General features: G+C 29.1%; 15 protein-coding genes, 1 riboswitch and 1 other annotated feature. Of the genes, 13 read left to right on the forward strand and 2 right to left on the reverse strand.

Features of this window, described 5'->3' with window-relative positions; translation table 11 throughout:
- The first annotated feature begins 94 nt into the window (after positions 1–94).
- Complete coding sequence (locus CHL78_RS03470) at positions 95–1804, forward strand: AbgT family transporter (protein ID WP_116041200.1); 1710 nt, start codon at positions 95–97, stop codon at positions 1802–1804.
- Between the two features lie 407 nt (positions 1805–2211).
- Here the strand turns inward: CHL78_RS03470 and CHL78_RS03475 are convergent, their stop codons facing one another.
- Positions 2212–2607, reverse strand: a complete 396-nt coding sequence (locus CHL78_RS03475; protein WP_094367236.1) for a hypothetical protein — start codon at positions 2605–2607, stop codon at positions 2212–2214.
- A 166-nt stretch (positions 2608–2773) separates the two neighbouring features.
- Positions 2774–3012 (forward strand) — a binding site (T-box leader).
- 57 nt (positions 3013–3069) lie between these two features.
- On the opposite strand from CHL78_RS03475, the gene asnS reads away from it, so the two are divergent.
- From asnS to CHL78_RS03535, 12 genes are all read left to right on the forward strand, one after another.
- Positions 3070–4470, forward strand: coding sequence for an asparagine--tRNA ligase (gene asnS / locus CHL78_RS03480; protein ID WP_094367237.1), 1401 nt, complete (start codon positions 3070–3072; stop codon positions 4468–4470).
- Positions 4471–4664: 194 nt separating this feature from the next.
- A complete protein-coding gene (locus tag CHL78_RS03485) occupies positions 4665–5378 on the forward strand; it encodes an alpha/beta hydrolase (RefSeq protein WP_274541834.1) in 714 nt (237 codons plus the stop codon).
- Positions 5379–5394: 16 nt separating this feature from the next.
- Entirely contained in the window at positions 5395–6405 is a 1011-nt protein-coding gene (locus CHL78_RS03490; RefSeq protein WP_243446358.1) for an alpha/beta fold hydrolase, read from the forward strand.
- A gap of 50 nt (positions 6406–6455) precedes the next feature.
- Complete coding sequence (locus CHL78_RS03495; protein WP_116041202.1) at positions 6456–6620, forward strand: DUF3006 domain-containing protein; 165 nt, start codon at positions 6456–6458, stop codon at positions 6618–6620.
- A 146-nt stretch (positions 6621–6766) separates the two neighbouring features.
- Positions 6767–6944, forward strand: a riboswitch (cobalamin riboswitch).
- A gap of 28 nt (positions 6945–6972) precedes the next feature.
- Entirely contained in the window at positions 6973–7998 is a 1026-nt protein-coding gene (locus tag CHL78_RS03500; protein WP_094367240.1) for an ABC transporter substrate-binding protein, read from the forward strand.
- 9 nt (positions 7999–8007) lie between these two features.
- On the forward strand, positions 8008–9099 hold the full coding sequence (locus CHL78_RS03505; RefSeq protein ID WP_243446359.1) for a FecCD family ABC transporter permease: 1092 nt from the start codon (positions 8008–8010) through the stop codon (positions 9097–9099).
- Positions 9099–9866 (forward strand): ABC transporter ATP-binding protein, encoded by a 768-nt coding sequence (locus CHL78_RS03510; protein ID WP_094367241.1) that lies wholly within the window; start codon positions 9099–9101, stop codon positions 9864–9866. Before CHL78_RS03505 ends, CHL78_RS03510 begins: the two co-directional genes overlap by 1 nt.
- Positions 9867–9943: 77 nt before the next feature.
- Entirely contained in the window at positions 9944–10402 is a 459-nt protein-coding gene (gene bcp, locus CHL78_RS03515; protein WP_094367242.1) for a thioredoxin-dependent thiol peroxidase, read from the forward strand.
- 187 nt (positions 10403–10589) lie between these two features.
- Positions 10590–10892, forward strand: a complete 303-nt coding sequence (locus tag CHL78_RS03520; RefSeq protein ID WP_094367243.1) for a rhodanese-like domain-containing protein — start codon at positions 10590–10592, stop codon at positions 10890–10892.
- 103 nt (positions 10893–10995) lie between these two features.
- Complete coding sequence (locus tag CHL78_RS03525; RefSeq protein ID WP_094367244.1) at positions 10996–12132, forward strand: helix-turn-helix domain-containing protein; 1137 nt, start codon at positions 10996–10998, stop codon at positions 12130–12132.
- Positions 12133–12199: 67 nt separating this feature from the next.
- The gene (locus CHL78_RS03530) at positions 12200–12736 is read left to right on the forward strand and encodes a hypothetical protein (RefSeq protein WP_094367245.1); all 537 of its coding nucleotides are present in this window, start codon (positions 12200–12202) and stop codon (positions 12734–12736) included.
- 158 nt (positions 12737–12894) lie between these two features.
- A complete protein-coding gene (locus CHL78_RS03535; protein ID WP_094367246.1) occupies positions 12895–13554 on the forward strand; it encodes an HAD family hydrolase in 660 nt (219 codons plus the stop codon).
- A gap of 77 nt (positions 13555–13631) precedes the next feature.
- Here the strand turns inward: CHL78_RS03535 and CHL78_RS03540 are convergent, their stop codons facing one another.
- Positions 13632–16793 carry a DEAD/DEAH box helicase gene (locus CHL78_RS03540; protein ID WP_094367247.1) on the reverse strand — a complete coding sequence of 1054 codons (3162 nt, stop codon included), beginning with the start codon at positions 16791–16793 and terminating at the stop codon, positions 13632–13634.
- Positions 16794–16798: the final 5 nt, after the last annotated feature.

Consider the following 16798-nt stretch of genomic DNA (forward strand, 5'->3'; position numbering starts at 1 on the left):
TTTCGAAAAATATAGAAAAATATGTATAAAATAAATATAATATAAGAGAAAGGAATTATAAATATAAAATAAATTATATCAAGGGGGAAAACGTATGCAAAAAACGGCTAATGCTGAAAAAGTAAAAAGGTCTAAGATTCAATCGGCGATGGGATTTATAGAAAAATTGGGGAATAAATTACCTAGTCCAGCACTAATGTTTGTTTATATCTCAGTTGCAGTACTAGTATTATCAGCAATATTAGGGATGTTTGGTGTAGTTGCAGAAACGGAACTTGGGGCGTTCCCAATAAACAACTTATTAGGTCAAAAGCCTATAGAAGTTTTAAAAGTTACGGCAGGTGGAACAGCTGTAGCAGAAACATATTCAAACGGATTGTCTTATATAGTAGGGTCTGTTATTAAAAACTTTATGGGAATGAGTGCACTTGGTGCAATACTTATAATAATGCTAGCAATAGGTGTTATGGAACAAAGTGGATACTTATCAATTGCTATGAGAAGCATAGTTAGATCTACTCCAGCAAAAATGGTTACACCAGTTGTTATATTCTTAGGGGTTATGTCAAATGTAGCTTCAGATGCTGGTTATGTTGTATTAATACCACTTGCAGCTCTTATCTATTATACACTTGGAAGAAATCCATTAGTTGGACTTGCAGCAGGCTTTGCAGGAGTTTCTGGTGGATTTAGTGCAAATTTATTAATAGGGTCATTTGATGCACTTCTAGTTCCATTTACTCAAGCAGCAGCAGAAACTGGAGATGCATTGGCAGGTACAAGCTTTGCAGCAGGAGTAACTTCTACATCAAACTGGTTCTTCCTTATGGCTTCAACAGCTGTGATAGTACTATTTGGTGCTATAGTAATAGACAAGATAGTAGAGCCAAGCCTTGGTAAGTATGATAGAAGTGAAGCTGATGTTGTAGAGCACTCTGAACATTTAAATGATAGAGAAAAGAAAGCGTTTAAAATTGCTAATAATACTTTACTTGGAGTAATTGCATTTATAGTATTAACAGCATTACCGATAGACAAAAATAATGTTATACCTGTAATAGGAGATTTATCAACTACAGTTCAGATGACAGCAATAAGTCCAGAAGGAACTTTAGCTTTATCGAAAGCAGATGGTTTCTTAAACTCTTTATTCTTTAGCGGAGACATGATAATGATGTTAATGTTCTTTGTATTCTTAGTTCCTGGTATTATTTATGGATTTAAGTCGGGAACATTTAAGACTAAAGATGATGTTATAGGTGCTATGGTAACTTCTATGAAGAGTATGGCTTCAATAATAGTTATATTATTCTTTGTTGCACAATTCTTAAACTTCTTTAATGATTCACACTTAGGTATACTAATAGCATCTATGGGGGCTACAGTAGTGTCTAATATACCTACAGATAATATGTTCTGGGCAATGATACTTATGATTGCATTTATATGGTTTACTGCTTTTGTAAACTTATTTATAGCAGGTGGGACTTCAAAATATGGTTTACTTGCACCAATATTTATACCTATATTAATGGCAGCAGGATTCTCTCCAGCTGGGGTACAATTAATGTATCGTATAGGGGATTCTTCAACAAATATAATCTCACCACTTATGAGTTATATGGGGGTTATAGTAATATTTGGTCAAAAGTATAAGAAAAACTTTGGTATTGGGAACTTGATGAGTATAATGCTTCCAATATCAATAACATTCTTATTAGTATGGACAGTATTTGCAGCAGCTTGGGCCTTATTTGGAGCTCCAATAGGACCAGGGCAATTCTTCTTTATGAATCAATTTTAATATTAGATAGAAATACTAAAGGGCTAACAGTGACAATGTTAGTCCTTTTTGGATTTATATTGTTATATATACAAAAAGATACTATAGTTAACTTAGATTATAATAAGAGAGGGAACTATGAGTCAAATTATAAATTTAAGTCCTAGTGAAGATAAAGAAATGAAAATATGTAATAAACTACTAGATTATAACTCTAGATTCTGAGAAATAGAAAACGAATCTAAATTTACAATACTAGAAATTAATTAAAGCGAATAAATGATATGTGCGATAGTATGGTTATGAAATTGTGTATGTTCAAAATGGTTATTCAATCAGAAGTAATAGATATTTTTTAGAAAGAACATATTGTAGTATTTAATTAAAAGCAAAGTATATATTATAAATTAAAAATCAATAAAATACAATTAGTCACTAGGTACAGTTAAATAATCACCTGATTTAATCTCATAATCTTTAGTAATTATATCTTGATTTTCCATATAAACAACTTTTCGAAAATCTTCAATATCATCTACGTTATTGTTGTAAGTGCATATAATATCATCTAAAGTTTCACCAGACATAACTAAATGCTTAGTAAATACTCTATCATCCATAACCTTCTTGTAAGCAATCTTATATGGAAGCTCAGCAAACTTTGAAAAAGCAGGGACATTTTCTGATAAATATTTAGTCGCAGTATCGAGACAAGTAATATAATTATAAATACTATCTTTAAATACTTGTGACGCATCCTTGTTTTCTTCAACTGCGGGAGCAATAAAACATAGCATTATTAAAAATATAAAAAAATATTTCAAGCTAACACCTCCTAATACTTAGTATTAATGATTAAAAAGATTTTAAACATAAATTATAAAAATATGCACAAGAAAGAAGTATATTTAGTATAAATATAAAGTATTGACTTAAATTTTATAAGTTGGTATAATCTTCTTAAACTTTGAAATAATATTATATAAGTATAAAAAGACGATGATAAGATCAGTAGATATAAATACTAGTAACAGCGAGTTGGGGATGGTGTAAGCCCAGTACCAAGTTTATATTGAATAACGCCTTGGAGTCTCTAACCGAAAGCAATATTGTGAGTAGGCTTAGACGGGAGATCCCGTTATAGATCATAAGCAATAGCTTAACTAAGAGGTCAATATATATTGGCAATTAGGGTGGTACCGCGAAGATAATAGTCTTTCGTCCCTTTTCATGGGATTGAAGGACTTTTTTTATTGAAATAAATTAAATTTAAGGAGGAAATATATATGCAAAAGCAATTCATAACAGTAAAAGAGTTATATAGAAACAAAGAAGAACATATAGGAAAAACTGTTGCAGTAGCAGGTTGGATAAGAACATCTAGAGCATCTAAGAACTTTGGGTTCATAGAATTAAATGACGGAAGTTTCTTTAAAAATATGCAAGTAGTATTATCGGATGAGAAATTAGAAAACTACAAAGAAATAACTAAGTTACCAATAAGCTCATCTATATTAGTAGAGGGTGAATTAGTATCAACAGAAGGTGCTAAGCAACCAGTAGAAATACATGCAACAAACATAGTTATTGAAGGTGAGTCTGATAGTTCATATCCACTACAAAAGAAAAGACATACTCTTGAGTATTTAAGAACAATAGCTCACTTAAGACCAAGAAGTAATACTTTCTCAGCTGTATTTAGAGTAAGAAGTTTAGCAGCATACGCTATACACAAGTTCTTCCAAGATAGAAACTTCGTATATGCGCATTCTCCAATTATAACAGGAAGTGACTGTGAAGGTGCAGGAGAGATGTTTAGATTAACTACTATGGATCTAAACAATATACCTAAAACTGAAGAAGGAAACATAGATTATAGCAAAGATTTCTTCGGAAAAGAAGCTAACCTAACAGTTTCAGGTCAGTTAAATGCTGAAATAATGGCTTTAGCATTTAGAAATGTTTATACTTTTGGACCAACTTTCAGAGCTGAGAACTCATTTACACAAAGACATGCATCTGAGTTTTGGATGATAGAGCCTGAAATATGTTTTGCAGACTTAGAAGACAACATGGAACTTGCTGAGGATATGATAAAGTATGTTATAAACTACGTAATGGAAAATGCTCCAGAAGAAATGGAATTTTTCAATGGTTTCATAGATAAAGGATTATTAGAAAGATTAAACAATGTAGTAAACTCAGATTTTACAAGACTTACTTATACTAAAGCAGTTGAAATGTTACAAGAATCAGGACATGAGTTTGAATACCCAGTTAAGTGGGGAGATGACCTTCAAACTGAGCATGAAAGATATTTAACAGAACAAATATTTAAAGCTCCAGTATTTGTAACAGACTACCCTAAAGATATAAAAGCATTCTATATGAGAATGAATGAAGACGGAAAAACTGTTAGAGCTATGGACTTACTAGTACCAGGAGTAGGAGAAATAGTTGGAGGTTCTCAAAGAGAAGAAAGAGAAGAACAGCTATTAGGAAGAATAGAAGAAATGGGATTAAACAAGGAAGATTACTGGTGGTACTTAGAGCTTAGAAAGTTCGGAACAGCTACTCACTCAGGATTTGGTCTTGGATTTGAAAGAATAATAATGTATATGACTGGTATGTCAAACATTAGAGACGTAATACCATTCCCAAGAACACCTAAGAACTCAGAATTTTAATTTATATAAAAGGTCTCTATTTATAGAGACCTTTTTAAATATAATAATATATTTTCAAAATAGGATAATCGATTAAAAGTAAAATTATGGTATAATAAGTTAGAAATCTTATCAAAGTAAAGGGGCGCTTAACACTGATTTCATATAAAAGACATGAGCCATTCATAAAGGAACATGAAGATAGAGAAACAATTATTGTATTTACTCATGGAATACTAGAAGGACCAAAGCAGTTTATAGAATTATCACAACTTGCGTATAAGAGAGGTCACTCTGTATCAGCATTACTACTCCCAGGACATGGAGGTAGCGGTGTAGATTTTGCAAGTAGTAATTCGAGGAAGTGGATGGAATATTTAGAAGAAAGTTTGAGCCAAATAAAGAAGCAATATAATAGTATTATTTTAGTCGGTCATTCTATGGGGGCTTTGTTATCAGTGTTAGCTTACAGTAAGGACTCTAGAAAAATAGACGGTATAGTGGCACTTGCTACACCTTTAAATATACGATTAAAAGTTAGTGGAATGATAAGAAGTATAAAAATAGGTATGGGAAGTATAAATAATGAAAATGCTCTGGAAGTGGCAGCTGCAAACGCATTTAGTATAGAAAAATCATCAATTTTAACTTATTTATCTTGGGCACCGCGCTATATTGATCTTTTCTATCTTGTAAAAGATACAAGAAAAAAACTATCAAATATTAAGGTACCATTGCTTATTGTTCATACAAAACATGATGAATTTGTCAGTAATAAGACATTAAAACTATTTAACAAGAGATTAAATAATACACATAAAAAAATAGTAACCTTAAATAATTCTGGGCATTTTTATTATGATGATAATGACTTACATGTATTAAAAAAAGAATTTGAGTTATTTTTGGATAGTTTAAGTAATGCATAGAAATGAGGGAGCATATATGAGTTATTCGGATATTAGCATTGAGAGTTTATCAAAGAAATATTTTTCAGAAAAAGATATAGAGGATAAGTTAAATAATGTAGTATTACCTTTTTTAGATAAATATATAGAAGAAATTTATATAGAAGGTAAGGAAGATAAAAAAATATATTGCGAGAAATATGTACTTAAAAATAGTAAGGCTAATATAGTCATTAGTCACGGATTTTCAGAATCACTAGAAAAGTATCATGAATTAATATATTATTTCTTACAAGAAGGATACTCTGTGTATGCGATAGAACATAGAGGCCATGGAAGATCTGGTAGTTTAGCAAATTTACAAATAGTGGATGATACTCAAGTAAATGTAGATAAATTTGATTATTACATAGAAGATTTAAAAAAGTTTATTGACACAGTAGTAGTACCTGAGAGTGGCAATAAATCAAAGTTTTTATTTGCACACTCAATGGGTGGAGGAATAGGAGCATTATTTTTAGAAAGGCATAAAGGGTACTTTGATGCCGCAATACTTAACGCTCCGATGATGCAAATACATACTGGAAGCTATCCTGAATTTATTGCAAAGGCTATAGCAAATATAGTAGTGGCATTTGGTATGGGGAATAAATATGTACTAGGTCATGGTCCTTTTGTTATAGATGAAAAGCTTGAAGAATCGGCAACTTCATCAAAAAATAGATACAAAAATTATCATAAATTTTTACTAGATAATGCAAAGTATCAGAGAAGTGGGGCATCTTATAACTGGCTTAAAAATGCATTTGAAGCTACTAAGGAAATAGTTGAAAATGCTCATAAGGTAGATATTCCTGTGATGTTATGCCAAGCAGGGAGAGATACCTTTGTAAAGTCTAAAGGTCAAAATAAATTTGTAGAAAATGCAAAGAATTGTAAAATTAAATTATACCCAGAGTCTAAGCATGAGATGTATTTTGAAAAAGATACTATTTCATGGCCTTATTTAGAAGATATATTCAGTTTTTATAGAGAATACTTAGTTTAATTACATATGTACATAAAGTATTTAACTTATACAGGGAGGAGGAAATTATTATGGTAACAATAAATTATATAGTTGTTCTAATTAATGGAGATTATGCAGTATTAGAAGATGAAAATAAAAATCAAATAAGTATTGCAAGAGCACTTTTACCTTTAGAAATTGACGAAGGAACAAAATTATTATTTGAAAACTTTCAATATACTATAATTGAATAAAAATAAATATGATATATATAAAGGCTGTACATAACATGTACAGCTATTTTTATTATAAAGAAATAATAATTTGCAATTGATAATATATATAAATTTATATAGAAATATGGTAAAAAAGGTAATATAATATAATTAAGTAAAGATAATAAAATACAAATAATACTGGTTTTCAAATTAAAAAGGAAGTTAGATGAAAATTCTACACAGTGCCGCTACTGTAATTAGGTAGTGCTAGTTCAATATACCACTGAAGTATAACTTTGGGAAGGTGAGCTAGGATGATGACCTATAAGTCAGGAGACTTGCCAGTATTAAGCTATCGATACTCTTCGATGCAAAGGGAGGATAACTAATGAAAAAATTAAGAAAAAGCCTAAGTATATTATTAAGTATATTAATTGTAATAGGTCTTAGCGGATGTAGCTCTACACCAAAAACAGAGCAAACAGGTTCAAAGGTAGAAGGGAGTACAGAAAGTGCAGAGAATAATTTACATTATCCTGTAACTATTTCAACTTATAATTACAAGAAAGAACCTGTAGAAGTAACTTTTGAAAAAGCTCCAGAAAAAGTAGTAGCAATATACCAAAACTCTATAGAGACTATGTTAGCACTTGGTCTTGAAGATAAGATTGTTGCAGCAGCAGGTTTAGATCATGATGTGAAAGAGGAATATAAAGAAGCTTTTAGTAAAGTGAATTATTTAGAGGAATTTACACCTTCAAAGGAAAGTATAATAATGACTCAACCCGATATGATTTTGGGATGGTACTCTTTATTTGATGATAAAAGACTTGGAGAAGTTGATTACTGGCATGATAATAATATAAATACTTACATATCTTTAAACAGTGGAGCAGCAGAGGATAGAACAATAGAAAATGAAATAAATGATATATTGAATTTAGGAAAAATATTTAATGTAGAAGAAAAAGCTCAAGCATTAGCTGATGAAATAAATAAAGAAGTTGAATCTGTAGCTATATCTACTAAAGATCAAGAAAAGCAAAGTACTTTAATTTTAGAGTTTTTTGACGATAAAATATCTACATATGGAACTAATACACTAGGTGGAGATATGGTGACAAAGCTTGGTGCAAAATTATTACATCCAGAAGGTAAGGGGATAAGTACTGAGGACTTAATCAATCTTAACCCAGATTCTATATTTGTAGTTTATATGGATAAAAGTGATGAAAAGGTACCAGAGCAAGAAGTTAACCGTATATTAGAAAATAAGGCACTAAAAAGTTTAAATGCAGTGAAAAATAAAAGAGTATATCCTATAGCACTAGGTGAAATGTATTCTAGTGGTATAAGAACTATAGATGGTATAAAAACTTTTGCAAATGGATTATATCCAAATTTAGAGAAGTAGGACAAATTTATGGAAAAAGAAATGTATATGGAACAAAGAAAATCTAATATACTTAAAGGAACACCTATGTATGTAGGTGTTTCTATTGTATTATTGGCTATATTATTTTTATCTGTAGGACTTGCAGTTACAAAAGGGTCAGTAGACATAAGTATAGGCGAAGTATATGAGATAATTTTTTATAAATTATTTCATGTAGGAAATGAAGATATCTTAGGTAGTGGAGCAATTCACGATGTAGTCTGGTTAATTAGATTACCAAGAATAATACTTGCTATATCAGTCGGTGCTGGACTTTCTGTAGTTGGGATAGTGATGCAAGCAATAGTAAAAAATCCTCTGGCAGACCCTTATATACTTGGAGTATCTTCGGGAGCTTCATTAGGAGCTACTATAGCAATTATGTTTGGATTAGGAACAGTACTTGGTAGTAATGCTATAGGTGTAAGTGGTTTTATAGGTGCATTTACTGTATCAATGCTAGTTCTTGTAATATCAAATATTGGAGGAAGGTCAAATTCAATAAAGTTACTTCTTGCAGGAATGGCATTAAGTTCAGTATGTAGTGCATTCTCAAGCTTTATCGTATATTTTGCAAATGATGCTCAAGGTATGCAAACTATCACATTTTGGCTAATGGGTAGCTTAGCAGGAGCTAAGTGGCAAGAAATATCTATTATAGTTCCTATAATACTTTTAGGGATTATATTTTTTTCAACACAATATAGAACTTTAAATTTAATGCTATTAGGAGATGAAGTATCAATAACTTTAGGGAGTAACCTTAATAAATATAGGCATATATATCTGTTAATTACTTCAATAATGATAGGAATATTAGTATATTCATCAGGTATGATAGGATTTGTGGGCTTAGTAATACCTCATATAGTAAGGATGGTATTTGGAACAGATCATAAGAAAATTATCCCAATAGCCTCTTTGCTAGGTGCTATATTTTTAATTTGGGCTGATGTACTATCAAGAAGTATAATAAAAGGAACTGAGCTGCCTATAGGCATTCTGACTTCCATTATTGGTGGACCCTGCTTTATATGGCTTATGATTAAAAAGACATATGGATTTGGAGGTAAAAACTAATGAATCTAAAAAGCGAAGATATTAAGTTTTCAATAGGTAAAAAAAGTATATTAAAAGGTATAAGTATAGATGTATCCAACAGGGAATTTATTGGTATAATAGGGCCTAATGGAAGTGGAAAATCTACTTTTTTAAAGTGTCTATATAGGACATTAAAACCTAGTTTGGGTAGTATTATAATAGATGGAACTAATATAAATAAAATAAATATAAAAGAAAGTGCAAAAAAAATAGCAGTGGTATCTCAGCATAATTTTTATGATTTCGACTTTAGTGTAAAGGATATAGTACTAATGGGACGATCACCTCACAAAAATATGATGGAGAGAGATAATGAAAATGATTATAAAATTATGTATGATTCACTAAAAAAAGTTGATATGCTAGATTTTAAAGATAGAAATTTTAATACTTTATCTGGTGGGGAGCAGCAACGTATTATATTAGCAAGAGCATTAGCACAAAAAACTGATTGTTTAATACTAGATGAGCCTACAAATCACTTAGATATAAAATATCAATTACAGTTAATGAATATAGTGAAGGAATTAGATATCGAAGTCATAGCAGCAATACATGACTTAAATATTGCAGCAATGTATTGTGATAAAATATATGTACTTAAAGATGGATATATTGTTGCTTATGGTACACCAAAAGAAGTATTGACAAAAGAATTAATAAAGCAAGTCTATGAGGTAGATGCAATGGTTTACGAAAATGAAGAAAGTAATACCATAAATATTTTGTATACACCTTGTGTTTAAGAATTATTAAATATGTGTATTATTTAAATATTGAAATAATTATCACAAATAAAATTACATACGAGGAGTTGTATATTATGCTTGAAGCAGGAACTAAAGCACCAGATTTTAAATTAGAAGATAAAGACGGAAATACAGTAAGTTTATCAGACTTTGCTGGAAAGAAAGTAGTATTATATTTTTACCCAAAAGATAGCACACCAGGATGTACAAAGCAAGCATGTGCATTTAGAGATAACTATCAAACTTTTACATCAAGTAATGTTATAGTTATTGGTGTAAGCAAAGATAGCAAAACCTCACATATAAGATTTGCAGATAAAAATGAGTTACCATTTATATTATTATCAGATCCAGAATTAGAAGTAATTAAGGATTATGATGTATGGAAAGAGAAAAAATTATATGGAAAAGTTGGATTTGGAGTAGTTAGAACTACATACATAATAGATGGAAATGGTATTATTGAAAAAGTGTATGATAAAGTTAAAGCAGATAAAAATGTACCTGAAATATTAGAATACTTAGGGAAATAAATTAATAAGCTCATATCTTAGATAATAGTTAAGATATGAGCTTATTTTAAAATTACAAGCAAAGTATATTTATGGAAGAATAAAATATTTATATGAACTACTATTAAAGGCTAGCCACATATAGGGTTTAGAATAAACTCTAAGGGGTATAAATAAATTATAATTATAAATCATGTGGAGGTGGAATATGTACTACAAAAATATAAATACGAAACAATTAAGAAAAATACTAGAAGATAAAGAAGATATATGTTTAGTAGATGTTAGAACTGAAGAAGAGTTTGAAGAGAAAAATATAGAATCAGCTATTAATATTCCACTTATGGAATTAATGTATAATGTAGATGAAATAGAGGAATACAAGGATAAAAAAGTAATAGTATACTGTAGAAGCGGTCATAGAAGTATAACAGCGTGTAATTTGTTATCAATGGAAGGGTTTAAAAACTTATACAATTTAGATAAAGGGATAATAGATTTTGTACTCTAGCAATTTGCTAGAGTATTTTTATTTATATAGAACTTTTTAGATTTAAAAGTAAATATGCTATAATATACTTATAAAAATCAATATTTTAGAGGTAGGATAAAATATGAATAAAAATAAAAACTTTAATGGAGATAAATTACGATCAGCTAGACTATATAGAAATAAAAGTATAGATCTATTATCGAAAGAAACAAATATAAAAAAGGACCATCTAAAAAATCTTGAGGATAATAAGGAATTACCTAATCTAGAAGAAATATTAAATCTTAGTAACATTTTAAAATTTCCGAGAGAATACTTTGATAAAATGAGTAAAATTAATGTTAATATAGAGAAAGTATATTTTAATTCTAAAATATTAGATGGGAATGATCTATCAGATTGTACAAAAGATGAATTATCATATTTAGAAAAGATACTTATAACTAACAAAATATACAATTTTATAGAGCAATATATATCTTTTCCAAAATTAAATTTACCTTTAATAAATAAAGGTGAAAGTATTGAATCAATAGCGAAGTCTGTAAGGAAGTACTGGAACTTAGATGATACACCAATTTACAATATGCTGAATTTATTAGAATCTAATGGAATAATAATTTCTACAATAAACACAGGAAAAAACAGTATCAAATCATTTAGTGTAAAACACAAGTCATACGATAATGAAAAATATACAATTGTACTGGGAAATGACAAAAAATCGATAACAAGAAGGAATTATGAGCTAGCATATGAACTAGGAAAAATATTGCTTGAAGATATAGTAAAAGCAAATCAATTTGCAGAAGCCTTCTTACTTCCTGAAGTAAGCTTGCTTGGAAATTTAGGTAATACAGCTGAAATAGAAGATTATATTGATTTAAAGGCAATGTGGATAGTGCCGATCTCTACTTTGATTTCTAGGCTATATGATTTAGGTCAAATAAGTGGTAGAAAGTATGACTATTTAAAAAAAGAAATGAAGAAGTTAGGATGGTCAAAGAAAGAGCCATTAGACAATGCTAAGGCTACAAATCCTATTCTTTCGAAGACTGCCTTAGATTTAATTATTGAGAATAATATAATGACTAAGAGTTCTTTTATCAAATATCTATCAGAGGATGGTGTTCCTTTATACCAAGAAGATATAGAAGAACTACTAGGTCTTAAAAAAGGAAAGCTATCTTCTACATATGAAGTAGAAGAAGATAAAGTAGTAAATAAAGATATAAAAGTTATTAATTTCAAAAGATAATTTATAAAGTTTATAGTATAATAGACCGTACTAGAATAAATAAGACATTAAAGAGAAAGAGGACAACATGAAGCCAGTAAAGATTAATATTGAAGATTTTAGATTAAACGATTTTATAAATTACTATGAAGGTAATATAGATGAATTAGTTGGAGAATCTGTGGATATAAGAGTTGGAATAAATTTAATAGATAAAGACTACATGGATGTATTACACTTTGAAGAAGATTACGAAGATTTCCAAACTTCAGATGATTTTAAGGAAGCTTTATTAAATGAAGATTATTCTTTATTATTTACTATAGGTAGAACTTATGAAGGTAACGAAAAAGTGGAATTAATAGATGGGAAAAAATATAACTTAACATACTTCCAAGGAGACTTATATCTAGAGGAGAACACTATAAAAGATATTGGCGATTTAAGTTTAGATTTAAATCATTTTATAGGTTTATTAGTTAACTTTGAAAATGATGAAATTGACATATGTGCTGTAAATTATAGTCATGGTTGCGGTATAAGTACGCCATCTATAGAAGAGATAGAAGAAACTGGTGATTTAGAAGATATTATAAAGGGATTTGTAGATAGATTTAGAGATTAATAATTAAAAAATATGGCTTGGATATATTTAATTTTATCCAAGCCATATTTTTTTTAGAGGATTAGAATATAAACATGTAGAATTTTATATTATTCATCAAGCATAAAAATACTATGATATCGAATTGCTAAGAATTAGTTAGGGAGAGGAGATAAGGTATGCTAAAGGCAGTTATTTTTGATATGGATGGTGTAATAGTTAATACAGAACCGATATACTATAAAGTGATAAAAGAATTATTGAATGAAATGGGTCATGATATAGATTATAAAGAATATGAAAAACTGATTGGGACAACTAATGAATATACTTGGGATTCACTTAAGAAAAAATTTTTTATTACTAGGGATACGTATGAATTAATAGATGAAATGATGCTTCTTAAAGAGGTAATTATAAAACGTGATGGATATCAAATTATTGATGGAATAAAAGAGTTAATACTTGATTTAAAGTCAAATAATATTAAATTGGCAGTTGCATCATCTTCACCAATATCAGACATACTTGATGTAACAATTAGTACAGAAATACATAAGTATTTTGATAAACTTATTACAGGAGAATCGGTACCTAAGTCAAAGCCATTTCCAGATGTATTTTTAAAAGCAGCCAAAGAGTTAAATGTAGAACCAGAGGAATGTATTGTGATAGAAGATTCAAAAAGTGGTGTATCAGCTGCTAAGTCAGCAAATATGAAATGTATAGGATTTAAAAATATTGATTCGGGGAATCAGGATTTAAATAGAGCCGACTCATTAGTAGAATCTATTAAAGATTTAAACTACGAATTTCTTAAAAATGTATACTTAAGATAGAATACTAATATAATAATTAAAAAATAAAAAGAGCTATAGATGTATATATTTACTAGTATACATTTATAGCTTCTTTTTTAATTAAATAATCCAATAATTTCTTTATCGGAAAGACTTTTTAGTATATTGCCGTTGGATAAGTCTCCATTTATAAATTCATCAATAAGTTCTTTTTTGCTTTCTTGAAGTGTAACAATTTTTTCTTCAATGGTACCTTTGGCGATTAACTTAATGACTTCAACAACATTTTTTTGACCAAATCTATGAGCTCTATCACTAGCTTGATTTTCTACAGATGGATTCCACCAAGGGTCAAAATGTATTACAACATCAGCGCTTGTAAGATTTAATCCTGTGCCACCAGCTTTTAATGATATTAAAAATACCTTGATTTTATCTCCAGTGTTAAATTCATTAACTAACTCAATTCTTTCCTTGGCACCAGTCTGACCATCTAAATAGTAGTATTCAATATTATTTTCATGAAGTTCATTACCTATATTTTTTAGTACAGATGTAAATTGTGAGAATAGAAGTATTTTATGATTGTTGTTAATACTTTCTTCTAAAATATCTAAGCACGCTTCAATTTTAGCGCTCTTTTTATTGTAATTCTCAACAAGTACACTAGGATCTAAGCATAATTGTCTAAGTTTAGTTAGGTAAGAAAGAATTGTAATACTATCATTTTTGATTTTATCATCTCTCATTTTTTCTTGTATTTCATCTACATAAGCACTATAAATTTTTCTTTGATCTTTATTTAAATCAACAAAAAACTTTTTCTCTATTTTATCAGGCAGCTCAATCATAACTTCTTTTTTACTTCGTCTTAATACAAAGGGTTGTATAAGCTTTTTTAAATTATCTGCACTCTCTGCATTATTCATAAATAGCTTCTGGAATTTGCTTCTACTGTATAAATAACCAGGCATAACAAAGTCAAAAATTGACCATAATTCAAATAAGTTATTTTCAATAGGTGTACCCGTTAATGCAAATTTACATCTTGCAACAATACTTTTTACTGCCTCAGTACTTAAGGCAACTGGATTTTTAATATTTTGAGCCTCATCTATAATACAGTAGTCAAATGATTTTTCTGAGTAAAAATCAAGATCATTTCTAAGTGTTCCATAAGTGGTTATTATTACATCATAGTCATCTATATTATTTAGAGAAACTTCACGTTCTTTCTTATTGCCATGAATTAATAATACTTTCATACTAGGTGCAAAAGTATCAAATTCATTTTTCCAGTTATATATAAGTGACGTTGGTGTAACTATTAGAGATTTTGTATTTCTGTGAGCGCATAAAAATGCTATGGCTTGTAATGTTTTACCTAGTCCCATTTCATCGGCAAGTATTCCTCCAAATTCATAATGAGATAAAGTATTAAACCAGTTAAGTCCGCTGACTTGGTAGTCACGTAACGTTCCATTCAATTCATTTGGAATTTTTAAGTTAGATTTATCTAATTCTTTAAACTTATTACAAATATCATTAATAGTATCAGAACCATTTATAAAGCTTAAGTTTTTAGTATTTAACATTTCATTAATAAAAAGTGCTTTATTTTTATGAATCTTAGTGTCTTTTAAATTGCTTACTAAGTCTAATGTATCAACTAGTTCAAGGAAATCTCTAGTCTTAGATTCTTGTAAGTTAATAAAGCTACCGTCCTTTAACTTATAGAATTTACTTTTAGACTTGAATGCAGTAAGTATATCTTTATATTCTCTTTTATCTATATCAGATATATTAAATGAGAAGTCTAGATAGCCTCCAGAGCCCTGGTTTATAGATGCAGTAAGTGAAGATGAATTATGTACCCTTCTACTCTTAAACTTATCAGAGTAATATACATCGCCTAAGACTTTAAGTTCTTCTAAATTATTATTAAGAAATTCAAATAAATCTGAGTCATTACCTTTAAATACATAATATCTATTTAAGAAAGCAAAATTAAAAGATTCTAATTTAGAAGCAAAATATTTTTCACGAGGAATATCTCTTAGTATGAACTTTTCGCCATTATTATCATCGTATGCAAATTTTAGTTCACAAACTATATTGGCATTTTTAAGATCAAAATAAAACTCTGGCTTAAAATCACTTACAGTATTTATTTTTATTTCTTCATCGATATTAATATTAGTAGATAGCTCCTCTAATCTAGGAATAAGAGAGCTTAATACATCTTTGGTATCTTCGTTATCAAAGGTTATTTCTTTAAACTCATTTAACATAGAGTAAACATTTTTATAGCTTATATAATTTTCTGGAGATAATATATATAAATTTCCATCAAATAAAAGAACATCACCTTTTGATGTAACCGGTTTAGGTAAATCACCATGATAAGTAAGAGAAATTCCATTTCCATTTTTGTTGAGGTCAAATAATACAGGTATACGATCGTGTATTATTTGAGGATTGTAAACTGTGTCATAAAAGTTAAGATTAAACTCTTTATTTACTAATGATTCTAAAAAACGCTTAAAACCACTTTGACCTAGATCCATAAACTTGGAATTATATGAGTTACTTGCATATGGAGAAACATTTATACCATAGTCCTCTATTATATCTGCAATTTTTGTATCTTCTTTAGAGAAATAATGAATACTTGGATTATAAGTAAAGTTTTTACCATAATCTAAGGTAGTATTATTAACTCTAGCTTTTGAGAACTCTCTTATACTTTTTAGTACATACATTTTATCATTACCTATCTTGAAGTCTGCATTAATATCATGCTCAGAAGTTACATTTAAGTTAACTTCTAAATTAACTATATCAAACCTAGAAGTATCTAGGGATTGAAGTAATCTCTTACTTGGAGAAGTAGGGTAGCTAATAATATTTTTAGCAGGTGCAAAATCGGTAATTAGATTTTGAGCATAGTCTCTTTTTAACGTTTGTATACCTTGAAGAGAAGTGCCAGCTAGATGCTTACATATAAATAGTGTAGTAGAAGAACTTCTTGAGCGACAGTCCTCACAAGTGCAATTACCCCCAACTATACTATAACTTGAAGTATCAATACTTATTGATGTAGAGTAAACTTCATTATCATATTCTGATTCAACTAACCCCTCAAAGGTTATAATATTATTATCTATATTAACGCTAACATGATCTACAAATCTACTATTAAAGTAAACTACCCCCCTTTTCCACCTAGAGGGATGAGTATTATGTTTTATTAATTCTTGTATCTTGCTAAAGTTCAAATTTT

The sequence above is a fragment of the Romboutsia weinsteinii genome (assembly GCF_002250835.2).
Lineage (GTDB): Bacteria > Bacillota > Clostridia > Peptostreptococcales > Peptostreptococcaceae > Romboutsia_A > Romboutsia_A weinsteinii.